This is a genomic window from Halobacillus campisalis (genome assembly GCF_030345335.1).
Taxonomy (GTDB): domain Bacteria; phylum Bacillota; class Bacilli; order Bacillales; family Halobacillaceae; genus Halobacillus_A; species Halobacillus_A campisalis.
In genome coordinates this window covers 161603-174732 of record NZ_JAPVRC010000003.1, presented here as the reverse complement: position 1 = coordinate 174732, position 13130 = coordinate 161603, and the positions used below count along the sequence as shown (strand labels likewise).

At 43.8% G+C, this 13130-nt stretch carries 9 protein-coding genes and 1 pseudogene; 6 read left to right on the top strand and 4 right to left on the bottom strand.

Features of this window, described 5'->3' with window-relative positions; translation table 11 throughout:
• The first annotated feature begins 203 nt into the window (after nt 1–203).
• Nucleotides 204–1454, top strand: coding sequence for a M48 family metallopeptidase (locus O2Q26_RS08250; protein ID WP_289215464.1), 1251 nt, complete (start codon nt 204–206; stop codon nt 1452–1454).
• 843 nt (nt 1455–2297) lie between these two features.
• Here O2Q26_RS08250 and O2Q26_RS08245 read toward each other — a convergent pair.
• From O2Q26_RS08245 to desA, 3 genes are all read right to left on the bottom strand, one after another.
• Complete coding sequence (locus tag O2Q26_RS08245; RefSeq protein WP_289215463.1) at nt 2298–2897, bottom strand: response regulator transcription factor; 600 nt, start codon at nt 2895–2897, stop codon at nt 2298–2300.
• Nucleotides 2894–4030, bottom strand: coding sequence for a sensor histidine kinase (locus tag O2Q26_RS08240; RefSeq protein ID WP_289215462.1), 1137 nt, complete (start codon nt 4028–4030; stop codon nt 2894–2896). Before O2Q26_RS08240 ends, O2Q26_RS08245 begins: the two co-directional genes overlap by 4 nt.
• A gap of 100 nt (nt 4031–4130) precedes the next feature.
• Complete coding sequence (desA, locus tag O2Q26_RS08235; RefSeq protein ID WP_289215461.1) at nt 4131–5153, bottom strand: Delta(5) desaturase DesA; 1023 nt, start codon at nt 5151–5153, stop codon at nt 4131–4133.
• Nucleotides 5154–5348: 195 nt separating this feature from the next.
• On the opposite strand from desA, the pseudogene O2Q26_RS08230 reads away from it, so the two are divergent.
• Together O2Q26_RS08230 and O2Q26_RS08225 are read left to right on the top strand one after the other, a co-directional pair.
• Nucleotides 5349–6518: pseudogene (locus O2Q26_RS08230) on the top strand (lactate 2-monooxygenase).
• Between the two features lie 220 nt (nt 6519–6738).
• Nucleotides 6739–7602 (top strand): ribokinase, encoded by an 864-nt coding sequence (locus O2Q26_RS08225; RefSeq protein WP_289215460.1) that lies wholly within the window; start codon nt 6739–6741, stop codon nt 7600–7602.
• A gap of 247 nt (nt 7603–7849) precedes the next feature.
• Here the strand turns inward: O2Q26_RS08225 and O2Q26_RS08220 are convergent, their stop codons facing one another.
• Entirely contained in the window at nt 7850–8398 is a 549-nt protein-coding gene (locus O2Q26_RS08220) for a flavodoxin family protein (RefSeq protein ID WP_289215459.1), read from the bottom strand.
• 167 nt (nt 8399–8565) lie between these two features.
• Here O2Q26_RS08220 and O2Q26_RS08215 point away from each other — a divergent pair, with 167 nt between their 5' ends.
• The 3 genes from O2Q26_RS08215 to O2Q26_RS08205 all read left to right on the top strand — a co-directional run bounded on the left by O2Q26_RS08215 (nt 8566) and on the right by O2Q26_RS08205 (nt 13101).
• Nucleotides 8566–9861 (top strand): globin-coupled sensor protein, encoded by a 1296-nt coding sequence (locus O2Q26_RS08215; RefSeq protein WP_289215458.1) that lies wholly within the window; start codon nt 8566–8568, stop codon nt 9859–9861.
• Nucleotides 9862–10999: 1138 nt separating this feature from the next.
• On the top strand, nt 11000–11698 hold the full coding sequence (locus O2Q26_RS08210) for an ABC transporter ATP-binding protein (protein ID WP_289215457.1): 699 nt from the start codon (nt 11000–11002) through the stop codon (nt 11696–11698).
• Nucleotides 11698–13101 carry a hypothetical protein gene (locus tag O2Q26_RS08205; RefSeq protein WP_289215456.1) on the top strand — a complete coding sequence of 468 codons (1404 nt, stop codon included), beginning with the start codon at nt 11698–11700 and terminating at the stop codon, nt 13099–13101. The genes O2Q26_RS08210 and O2Q26_RS08205 overlap by 1 nt, the downstream gene beginning before the upstream one ends.
• Nucleotides 13102–13130: the final 29 nt, after the last annotated feature.

The following is a 13130-nucleotide window of genomic DNA, read 5'->3' as shown; positions in this document are numbered from 1 at the left end:
TCAGTCGAGAACAGCTAAATAACAACCGCAAACAACTCAGAGTTCTTTATGGCTCTGAGTTTTCTTTTTGTGTGAGTTCAAACTTAATTGCCAAGTAACCATACCCCTCCCATGTTTCGTCCGCTCATATATTTCGAAAAAATGGTATAAATAAGAGGATAGCTCGTACAAGTAAAAGAAAGGACAAAATGGGGGAGGACATTATGAAAAAGCGGTTTATTTGGGGCACCGTCATTGGATTTCCGATTTATACGCTCCTTGTGTACTTATATTTGTTTCATTGGACGACTCCTGGCGTCCCTGAGGCCTTCGAGGGAACGGCTGCAGACCCTGCAACGTTCATGACCGCATCGGAAATGGCGCTGAGTGAAGAGTATTCGAAATATCGAAACCTTCTTTTCTTCATAGGCATCCCGGTAGAAGCCCTTATTTATTTAGGGGTTCTGATTTTTGGATGGTCAGCTATATTCAAGAATTTCAGTGAGCGGGTTAAATTTATAACAGTACCGCTGTATGTATTGTTATTGTCGACGGTCGTCTGGCTGATCAGTTTTCCCCTCGACTACTTGGGTTACCAATTATCAGGTCGTTACGGAATTTCCACCCAAACCTTTTCCAGCTGGATGAGAGATGAGCTGATCAGCTTCTGGGTCGGGTTCTTAATTATGGCTATCCTTATTTCAGTCCTTTATTTCCTTATAAATAAAGCCCCGAAACGTTGGTGGCTCTATTCCTGGCTGTTACTCATCCCGTTTTTTGCCTTTATGATGTACATCCAGCCTGTGCTCATTGATCCCCTGTACAATGAATTTACCGAGTTAAAGAATCCAGAGCTTGAAGAGAAGATTCTCGCCCTGGCAGATGAAGCTGAAATTCCGGCGGATCGTGTATATGAAGTTGATATGTCAGAGAAAACGAATGCGATGAACGCTTATGTAAATGGTATAGGGTCTAATTTGCGGATTGTCTTATGGGATACGACCTTAAATCGGCTTGACGATAATGAAACTCTCTTCATCATGGCGCATGAAATCGGCCATTACGTAATGAATCATTTGTACATGAACTTGGCAGGGGTGATTCTTTCAAGTTTTGTCGGACTATATTTGACGTACCGCCTGATCCATATCGTCGTCCGCAGGTGGGGAGGAGCATTCGGAGTGAAAAGTGTGGAGGATATCACTTCCCTCCCCATTTTGTTCTTATTGCTAACTGTTTTGACGTTTGTTTCGACGCCTGTAGAATTAGCGGTTTCACGTCAAGCGGAAAAAGCCGCAGATAACTATGCCATCGAGATGATGTCCGATAAAGAAGCAGCCATCGGTTCATTCCAGCAGCTTACGATCAATGGAAGAAGTGAAGTGAACCCTCCATTACTAGTTAAATACTTAAGGTATGGTCATCCGACGATGATGGAACGAATCATTATGCTCGAACAATACGAGAATGAATAAAAAAGGTGTTTGATAGGTAATTGTTGATTCTCATAAGAGATTAATTCAACTGTATGGCAGTGTTGAAGACGCTAGACTGAGGTAAAAGGGTTCGTTATGATAAAGAGTGCAGGGTTGGTCGAGAAACAACTCGCTTTCCTGCGGGGGAGCTGTCAAGCTTCCTCGGGCTAACGCCCTGTGGGATCTTGCCTAGCCCCTTCTCCCGCGGGAGTCTCGCAGTTTCTCGACCAACCCACTAGAATGGAATAAACGACCCCTCCCTTTAAAAAAGAGCGCCTTTTCGATTCCTGCCTCTGAAAATTTGGCGTACTGACTCAAAAGACCTGCTACGTCACGACAATCAGTGTGATGCCATTAATGTTCGTATTTTATTGAGGGTACAGCTCAGTAAACATTCAGAACAAGCGTGGTACTCATCTCAAGCGTTTAAGTTTATTCATTCTGCTAATTACTTGGTTATGACTCCCACGTATGTGTGGAGTTGATGTACGTCTTCCACTAGCCATGTTGAAAGTGCCCTTTGAGATTAGGGTTTTACACGCTTCTTAAGTGCTGCATTCCCGTCATTGGAGTTTCCGTTCTACTAATAATCGTAAAGAACTCCGGGAAATCGCGAGACTCCTGTGGGAAGAGAGTGCTTGGTGAGATCCCGGAGGACGGCACGTCCGAGGAAGCTCACTGCGCTCCCACGGAAAGGGAGTGATTTCCCGGAGCTCTACCCGCTGTTAAACATAACGGAAACAGTCTAATCAATTCAATCATCTCGAAACGGAGTCTTCCACATTAGGGAGATTACATGAATATCAGCATTGAAAAAAGCAGCCAACGGTCATCGGCTGCTTTTTATTTGAACCATCCTTTTTCCTTCATTCGGGAAATGGCTTCAATTCGGTTGCTTACTTCGAGCTTATCGAGGATGACTGAGATGTAGTTCCTTACCGTGCCCGTAGTGATGTAGAGTTGAGAAGAAATCTCTTTCGTGTTTTTCCCGTCCGCCATAAGCTGGACGACTTGTTTTTCCCGTTCGGTCAAAGGATTTTCGTTCCCGAATGCCATATCCACCAATTCAGGGGCGAAGATACGTTGACCTTCCATAATCGTTCGGATGGAGTTGGCCAAGTCTTCGCTGGGACTGTCTTTTAACAAATACCCACTCACCCGCGCTTTTTGAGCCCGTTCAAAGTAACCTGCACGCGCGAACGTCGTCAGTATAATAATTTTGCAAGAGTGCGATTTTAGTTCTTCGGCAGCATCGAGTCCGTTTTTCAAAGGCATTTCAATATCCATGATACAGATGTCGGGCTCGAGCTGTTTTACGAGGTCGATGGCTTCTTCACCATTATTTGCAGTTCCGACCACTTCCATATCTTCTTCTAAATCTAACAGCGAGCCTAAAGCCCCAAGCAGCATTCGCTGATCCTCTGCAATGACGATACGTATCACATCGACCCCTCCTGTTTAGTTTGTTGGATTACGTTAGGTACATGAATATTCAATGTTGTTCCGCTGGCATTGTAGATGTCCAAACTTCCGTTCACAAATTCGAGACGCTCCCGCATCCCTTGAAGTCCATGACCTTTATAAGTATCGACCTTTGCGGATATGCCGACACCGTCATCTTTGATGGTGAGGAGCACTTCATTAGGCAGTTGTTCAATGCCGATATGGCACGAAGAAGCCTGACTGTGCTTCACCACATTCGTGACAGCTTCTTTCAAACACATGCTTAGAACATTTTCTACCAGTAGAGGAGTGTTGGAAAGAGCTGGATCCCCTTCTATAGCAAACTCCATTTCTGCCGCTTCTAAAATTTGTCGGACGTGCAGGAGTTCATCTTCCAATTTAGCGCCTCTCATATTCGAAACCATTTCCCGCACTTCTTTCAATGCCGTCCTGGCCGTTTGGCGGATATCCTGAATTTCATTTTGAGCTGCATCGGGGTTTCTATCCATTAATTTCCCAGCTAAATCACTTTTTAATCCAATTAATGATAGTTTTTGACCGAGCGTGTCATGAAGATCACGGGCAATCCGTTCTCTTTCCTCTATGACCATAAGCTCTGAGATCTTTTCATTCGCATCTTCCAGCTGTCCTTCGAGCTTTTCGCGTTTGATGCGATAATACATCGTGAATGGCAGTAGTACCACACCAATCAAACAGATGATGACGAACGGAAGCTGTGGGAAAAGTGCTTCGTTTTGTATGAAAAACACAAGAGCAATGGAGCCAATCGTCGTCACGACATGAACGATATACAAGGTGAGAAAACCAGACAGTCTTTGAATATTCCCTATGAAGAATGCGAGGAATAAAGAAAAATAAATGTAGCCGAAGAGAAGCGTCATCATTATGCTGATCGCCATTTCTATGCTGACCCATACGTACACCATGCTGCTGTTTGAAATGAACGACAGCCGGTAAGATAGGAAAAATAGCAGAATCATAAAGATTCCGAAGAATATTTCAGTGAGGGAAGACGACCTGAAAATGAAAAAGAAAGGAAGTAAGCAAAAGATAATCCATATGTATGAGCTTAACCCTGTATTTTTAGGGATGATTTGATACCAATTCTGCATAAAGGCTGCTCCTTTTTTTAGATGCGTTATTCTTATATTAACAAAAGAAACCCTATTCAATACAACAAGAATAGGGTTTCGCTGTATTCAATTATTAATTTTACTTATCCGTCTGGAGCTTCGACTCTTGAAGCAGCGGCTTAATTTCTCTGAAGCTGACGAACGTTTTATTTGCCGTATCATATAGACGGAAACGAATGGACTTCAAGCTGGACCACAATGTAATCGTCGTAGCTTTTTGTAATGGTGGAGTCGATTCATGAGCCTCTTCCAGCTTATAGTTCGGAACCCTTGGGCTTAAGTGGTGCACATGGTGGTAACCGATGCTTCCTGATACCCACTGAAGTACCTTAGGCAGCTTGTAATAAGAGCTGCCATCAACAGCCGCTTTTACAAAGTCCCATTCGGACTCGTCTTCAAAATAGGAGTCCTCGAATTGGTGCTGCACGTAGAACAACCATATTCCAAGTACGCCGGATACGTAAAGGATCGGCAATTGAATGATAAGGAAGGCCTGCCAGCCAATCGCCCAAATCAATAAACCATAGATGACGGCGATGGAAGCATTCGTCAAATGAGTGTTCAGACGTTCCTTACGTTTTGCACCTTTACGATTGAAGCGGTTCGAAATGCAGAACAGGTAAATCGGACCTAATCCGAACATTACGATAGGGTTACGGTAGAGGCGGTAGCCTAATCGCTTCCAGAAAGAAGCTTCAAGGTATTCATCGACCGTCATGACCCATACATCTCCAGTGCCGCGTTTATCTAAGTTACTGCTGGTAGCGTGGTGAATCGAATGATCTCTTTTCCATTTTTCAAAAGGAAATAAAGTAATGATCCCGGTGATTGTCCCAATCACGCGGTTCGCTTTTTTATTTTGGAAAAAGGACATGTGTGTACAGTCATGGAAAATGATGAAGATTCGAATGACGAACCCACCGGCAATCATGGCTACCGGAATGGCGAGCCAGGGAGAAACCGCAAGGCTCTGATAGGAGAGGAACCACAGTAAGAAAAATGGTCCGAGTGTATTTACTAATTGACGGATCCCGACAGAATTATCAGGTTTCGCAAAAGATGCTACATTCTTTTTCAACTCTTTTTGTTTATGTTGGCTCATAGAATTACTCCTTAATCGTTCTTATTATCGTAGCTTAATCATAGAAGATAGACGTTATTCATGTAAGACATAAACGTCAGGTGGCCTATATGACATTTGTCATGGTTTTCACATATTCGTTTAACGAAAGCGCTATCATAACCTGTGTTAATATGGAAATGTATGGTTATTAATTAAAAAACAAGGAGAGTGCGTATGACGAACTTCGGCAACCAGGTGCAGTTCAATGTTTATCAAACGATGCCTAGCCCCGATCCCGACCGCCTGCCTATAGTTTATGAGGAGTGGGAGGAGTTGGCTCGTGAAGTATTAGAGGATGGGCCTTATTATTACGTAGCTGGAGGTGCTGGGGGAGAGCACACGATGAAGGCGAATTTAACTGCTTTTGACCGGTGGAAAATCATCCCGCGCATGCTGAGGAATGTAGAAATACGAGATTTGACGATAGAGCTCTTCGGAAAAACATACAATTCGCCTGTGATGATGGCTCCGATCGGGGTCCAGTCCATTATCCATCCGGAGGGGGATCTTGCTTCAGCTAAGGCTTCGGCAGCATTAGGTATACCTTTTATAGCGAGTTCTGCGTCTTCAGCCCCTATGGAGCAAATCGCCAACGAGATGGGAGACGCGCCCCGCTGGTTCCAGCTGTATTGGAATCGTGACCCTGACGTCACAGCGAGCTTCCTGAAGAGAGCGGAAGCTTCAGGCTATTCGGCGATTGTAGTGACGCTAGATACTCCTATGATGGCGTGGCGAGAATATGATTTAAAAAACGTGTACCTGCCATTTTTAGTTGGAGAAGGCGTAGGAAATTACTTAACCGATCCTGCTTTTTGTTCAAAGCTGTCCAAGTCGCCAAAAGAAGATCCGACAGAAGCGATTATGCACTGGACGAAAACGTTTGGTAACCCATCACTGACATGAGAGGATCTAACTTTTTTAAGAAAACATACGGATCTCCCGATTTTGCTGAAGGGTATCCTTCATCCTGAAGACGCTAAGCTTGCTATCGAACATGAAGTCGATGGCATCATTGTATCCAACCATGGTGGGCGGCAGGTGGATGGAGCGATCGGAGCTTTAGAAGCTCTTCCGCAAATATGTGAAGCCGTAGATGGGCGGATCCCTGTACTAATGGACAGTGGCATCCGGCGTGGAGCTGACATCGTTAAGGCTCTGGCTCTCGGAGCGAAAGCCGTACTTGTAGGAAGGCCTTGCATGTACGGTTTAGCTGTTGCCGGAGAGCGGGGAGTGAGGAAAGTTTTGCAGAATATGATGGCTGACATGGACCTCACCCTGGCGCTTTCTGGAGGGAAATCGATTCGTGAGCTGGATCACTCGGTACTTTCAGATATGAAACGATAGAGGAATGGGCGAAGCGCTCTGCGCCATGATTGCAGAGCGCTTCTTTTAGGTTAACCCTTCATTTCTATGAATTTCACGAAATCTAAAAAAGTATGAACAGGAGCATATTTCTTTTTATCGCTTTTGTTAAAATAAAGGGGAGTAATGTTAAGTGTCGTGGTAAAGCCAGCACGAGGATTTGGCATGAATTACGTGCAATCACTAGATAAGAGGTGAACGTATGAAACAACCTAAAATAACGGTAGTGGGCAGTATTAATATGGATCTTATGACCACCATCTCGCGAATCCCCAACCAGGGTGAAACCAATTTCGGCGACTCTTTCACGATGAAACCAGGTGGAAAAGGTGCCAATCAGGCGATCGCAGCTGCTCGTCTAGGCGGAGACGTCTCTTTTATAGCGAAGGTGGGGGCGGATGCTATGGGGGAGGAACTTGTCGCTCACTTAAAACAGCAGCAAATAAATACCGACGCCATTGGGTTTTCAGCAAATCGGTCAACGGGAATCGCCAATATTTTGCTGAATGAGAAGGATAACCGGATTATGGTCGTCCGAGGAGCAAATGAAGAAGTGACTGTTGAGTACGTGCAAACATTTCAAGAACGCCTGAAAAATAGCGATATCGTACTGGCTCAGTTGGAAATACCTCCAGAAACAGCAGCATGGTGTGCCGAATTTTGTACTGCGCACGGGGTATCGTTCATTTTAAATCCGGCTCCTGCCGTGAAGCTGTCAGAAGAAGTTTGGAGAAATTGTACATACATGACCCCAAATGAGGAAGAGGCTAAGCTGCTTTTTTCAAAAGCTTCCTACGCTGAAAAATTAATTACAACTCTCGGACCAGAGGGAGCAGGCTATCAAGGGAAGGTGATTCCGGCAATTTCAGCAAAAGTAGCGGATACTACTGGAGCAGGGGATACGTTTAATGGCGCACTGGCTTATTATACCGGAGCAGGATTTTCGATTGAAAAAGCAATTGCCTATGCTAATACGGCGGCGTCATTCGCTATTGAAAAGTTAGGCGCGCAGGAAGGAATGCCTAAGGCAGAAGAGGTTGAACAACGCTACCTTGAGAATATTTGAGTAAATGTCAGGTTAAAAAGTGTAATGTTAGAATAACCTTCCAAAATGGATGAAAAACACTCTCAAATATCAGAATTGATTCTCAGCCAGCCCTTTTGTTAGGAGCTTTTTTCAGATGCCTCGAATGAATCACTTTCCGTGGGAGTGGTGTGAGCCCCGTGCTACGGGGCTTATTCAGCACTCTCTTCCCCCCTATAAGTTATGAATAAGATCCAGTCCGTACTCCGCTGAACGAAGCGATTCCCCCTTACAGCTGCTGCTCCAACTGCTCCTTCAGCTGGTGGGCTTGTGTCAGCGCTCTTCTATCAGATTGGATCTCCCCTGGTTTATTTGCCTGTCCAAGAATATATCCTTCTAATGAGCTGTCGAAAAACTGTAAAATATACTCAAACTGCTGGATGAGCGGCAGTCCTTTTAACGAAGGGTTGTCCCCTCCGACCGCAATGACGTATACGGTTTTCTTTTTGAAGTCTTGTTTAAATGTTTCATATCCTTTTTCTCTTACAAGTTGAGAGAATCGATCGACGAACACCTTCATCAATCCGGACATGCTATACCAGTAGATAGGCGTGGAAAGTATGACGACATCATGTTCAAGCATCTGATCTATGATGTGGTGGTAGTCGTCTTCAATCGCTTGGAATCCCTGATCGGAATGTCGTTCATCCGTGATCATTTGAATGTTGTGATCCCTTAAATAGACATGGTTTACATTCTCACCGGGTACCGCTTGATGAGTTAAATATTCAGTGTTTCCATTTTTTCTTGTTGATCCGTGAATGACGATCGTTTTCAAAGAAACCCCTCCTTACGAATAATCTACCAACAGCATACATGAGTAATTGTGAAATATCTTCCATACTGCTTTAGGAGCACTTGAAAAAAAGTGTAAGATTCCGATATTAGAATTATGAACGGGCGGCGTTTTCATAGACAGCCAGAATGATTCTACGGGGGTATTGTATGTTGCAGCTTTTTGCTATAAAAACAAAAGCTAAACCGCAGACAGCGGTACTTGATCCTAATATTCGAGGCGAAATCCAAATCGAAAAAGGGTCTGATCTTGAAAAGCAATTAAACATGATTGATTTAACAGAGGCGGATTTGTCGGTATTGAATGCACTCCAGCCTATTATAATGAAGAACATCGAAAGCATTGTAGGCCAGTTTTATAAAAACCTTGCGTATCAGGATTCTTTGATGGAGATCATTAACGCTCATAGCTCGGTTGAGCGGTTAAAAGAAACGTTGTCGCAGCATATTCAAGAAATGTTCAATGGATTGATTGATAACGATTTTATAGAAAAAAGACAGAGGATAGCAGAGGTTCACGTCCGTATCGGCCTGCAGCCTAAATGGTATATGTGTGCTTTTCAGGATTTACAGCTTTCTCTTTTGTCAATTTATGAAACGGAAATCCCTGAAATGGAGGAGTTAAGCCGATCTATTCGCGCCACAACGAAGATTCTTAACCTGGAACAGCAAATCGTTCTGGAATTGTTTGAACGGGAAAATGTAAGGTTACGTGAAGAAGAAGCTGCCAGAAAAAAAGAAGCCTATCGAAAAATTGAAGAAATGTCTGAAGAGCTTGCAGCGATTTCCCAACAGGCAAGTGCTTCTACGGAGCAGCTTTCCGGACAGACCGACAAGATTCTAATTGATTCTAAAAAAGGGACAGAAATCGCTCAAAATGTTGAAGGTCAGTCCACAGAAGGGAAGCAGCAGCTTGAAGTTCAACAGGAGCAAATGAATCATATCCAGCAAAGCATCAAACACATTACTGCTGAAATGGAAAAGTTGAAGGTAGGTGCTGAAGAAATCAGCAAAATAGTAACTATTGTATCTGCCATCGCTGAACAGACCAACCTTCTATCGTTGAATGCTTCTATTGAAGCGGCTCGCGCAGGAGAACATGGAGCCGGATTCACCGTTGTAGCAAATGAAGTGCGCAAGCTGTCTCAACAAACGAAAAGCTCTGTATCAGAAGTCTCAGACCTTATCCAATCCACCAATGGTCAAATTCATAAAGTGTCCAGCCATGTGGGTGAAATCGATCAGCTCATTGTCGAGGGGACTGCGAATATGGATCAGATCAACCATTTCTTCACTGAAATTGTAGGAGCTATGGGACAGAACAAAACATATAATGCGGGAATTGAACGGGAACTGGAAGGCTTTGCTGAAGTGATTCAGGAAATTAACGAAGCCGTGGCTCAGGTAGCTTCCTCATCTCAGTTATTGACGGAGGTTACAGAGTAGATTGGAAAGGGAATTATAAAGAGTGGAGGGTTTTACATAACCTCCACTCTTTTATTATTTATGCTGCTCAAACACTTCCCCTCTGTTACGCTTACCAGAAATTCATGCTTTCTCGATCTTTAATAGAATTCTAAAATGTCATAGTGCGATAAAATCAGCATGAACGTCTCTGTTAAATGACATTCATATAAGCTCCCTATTCTTGAAGACTCAGTTTCGAGACATCATGAGAATTTAGGGGCTCCGGGAAACGGATCGCTTTCCGGGGGGGCGGGCGCTGAGCCTCCTCGAGCTTCGCTCTCCGGGGTCTCACCTGTCCCGCTCCTCCCCCAGGAGTCTCACCGTTTCCCTGCGCCCCTTTTCATATAAGTGTCTCGAAACCGCTTCAAGGAAAGCAAACATTTATTGACCTTCATAACAAGTATCCTATGTTAAAAAACCTGGTGTAGAGCGCTAGCTGCTCACGCGACAGGCATATAGAAGACCCTCTTTCTTGATAGGGTTCGTCTCACACCTCTATCGAATGGGGATTGGAAGCTTCGAGACACCCTTTATAAAAAGTCACCGGCGTATGGACTGGACTGAGCTGGCGGAGAGAAAGGAAACAAGAAGAACGGAGGGATTCGATGATTCCTTACCGCACAGAAGTGGAGAGAGTCTCCTCGTCGCTATGTGTTGAGTTGAGAAAGGATTGAATGTCTCCATTTTCTCATCCATCTTGCACTGGACTGCACGCAAACTAACTTAAAATTGTGGAGTTTAAAAATAAACCATTTTAACCGTGGCACTGTAGTGTTATTCTCCCTCTTTATTTAAAAGTTTTCTTGTTAAGTGGATTTCGAGAAGCGCATATATCGTGAGGGGCGGCGGGGAATGGGGAGACTCCTGTGGGAAGAGAGTGCTTGGTGAGATCCCGCAGGACGGGACGTCCGAGGAAGCTCACCGCGCTCCCACGGAAAGCGAGTCATTCCCCGCCGCCCTGATCCACTCATCAAATGTCTCGAAATCAAGTCTTCCTTCTATTATGAAAATCAACAACCCCCTTCAACATAGCCAATATTTAAAAAGATTGTCCCTAGGCGAAACCAATCTTTTCCCTGATACGTATGTAAAAGAAAACAAATCGGAGGAATTGAAGATGAACATTTCACCTGTTCTTCACGTCAAGGATTGTCACGTAGCCATTAGAGATGAACCTATTGTAAGCGATGTTGCCTTTGACATCGATCGTGGCAGTATTACGGCTTTAGTCGGTCACAACGGAGCAGGGAAATCCACGCTGATGAAGGCGGTTATCGGCACGATAGAAAAGAAAGAGGGGAAAATTTCTATAAATGGCTTCGATCAGGATGTTGATTTTAAAGACTACAAGTATCAATTCAGCTATATTCCTGAAGAACCGCTGCTTTTGAATGAACTGACGGTCTTTCAGCATTTTCAGCTTTATCAAAAAAGTTACGATATCTCTGATGCAGTGTTCATTGAACGCATCAATGCGTATACAGAAGGGTTCGAGCTTATGGATAAATTGGATGATTATCCTGAATCCTTATCTAAAGGTATGAGGCAAAAAGCTCAAACGATCTGCGCATTACTGCCTGAAGTACCGCTGCTTCTTATAGATGAGCCGTTTATGGGTCTTGATGTATATGCCGGGGCTTATCTTGAAAAGCTCTTACGGCAGCGAAGAGAAGAAGGGGCGAGTATCCTGCTGACAACTCATCAGCTGGATAAAGTTCATGAGCTTGCTGATCACTTCGTCATGTTGAAAAACGGAATGATTTCTTCTGCGGGAAGAATAGACCATTTTGAATACCTCGATCGGAAGAGCACATGATGAGCTTCGCGACATGGGAAGTTTATCGCTGGGTACGCAAACTGCGTGCGAAGAAGAAGCGCAGCCTATATAAGCAAGGGTTTCACCTGATATCTGACGTAACTGTATTAATTTATTTTGCGATTTTTGGCGTGTTATTTTTATTCATTCTGGCTGATTGGATGGAATCCTTCACGCCTGTAGTGGAAAACTGGCAGGGCGATTTGGAAGAGTGGATGTGGATCCTGCCTTTTATTGTTCTGATCCGTGCGTGTTTCCAGTCTTTTGTGTATTCTGGTATTCCTTTTACGACTTCTGAGTTAAAATTAACCATGCTTCCTCACGAGAGAAGTCATCTGCTTTCACACCTCGCTATGGATCGCGCGGTCCGGCAGACGACAGCTATCTTTGCAATTACCTTATTGATCGGTGGAGTCACTCCGCTGTCTTATTCTTTCCTTTTTAAAGTTTTTCTCCTTTATAGTTTATTTTTAATCTTATCCATCACCGTGCAATGGAAGCTGCACTCTTTGAATAAATGGTGGAAGTTACTAGCTGTTTTCGGATCGGCCGCTTTGCTTGGGGCATTAAGAAACATATATCCAGAGTGGAACGGCTGGATTCTTTCTCTTATCCTTGGGTCTGTTCTTTTTGGCTTGAATGTTTATTTAATTCCTCGTATGATGCAGAATGTCGACTGGGATCGAGTAGTAGAGGTGAATGATGCAAGAGTGTGGAACGTGAAGTTTATCGGTCAGTTGACAAAAGTAGACATAAAGCCCCCTAAACGGTATGGGTTATTGCGAACTTATATGAGGAGTAAACGTTCCAAGCAACGTTTTAAAAATATCCACCAGCTCTATCACCGGTTATGGCGTCATTATCTTCATCACCAGTTCACCTATGTCTGGAAAACGATAGCCGTCTGTGGTGTAATCATTGGAGTCCTTCCTTTTCAATCCGAATGGATTCTCTATGTATCCGTTCCTATTGGCATATTTGTTTATATAGAAATGGCGTCCAGTTTGTTTGGTGATCAATTTAAAGAACAGCCGCTGCTCGGTGTTTTACCTATAGAAGAAAAAGGTTGGCGGGATACGTTTTATAGTTGGGCTTTAAGCGGGATGGCCGTGCTCTTCTTGATTTTTTTCCTAACCGTCCTAGTTTTAAATGGATTTAATTTGGGGGTTATATTCCAATTGATTGGGGTAATAGTTTGGAGTACTCTAGATTTGAGGAGCAGATTAATAGAACGAATGAATGATTTACAGAGAAAAGGCTTTAAGCACAAGGAAATGTTACGATTGACTGGATATGTATTTCTTGGGGCGTGTTTGTATTTCCCGCTCGCAGCTGCGGGTATTATGCTGCTTATATTTACTATTTACGTGGGGAAACTTCCATTTCTTCGTTCAATGCTCTGAAACATAGGATAAAGAGTCGAGTGAACATC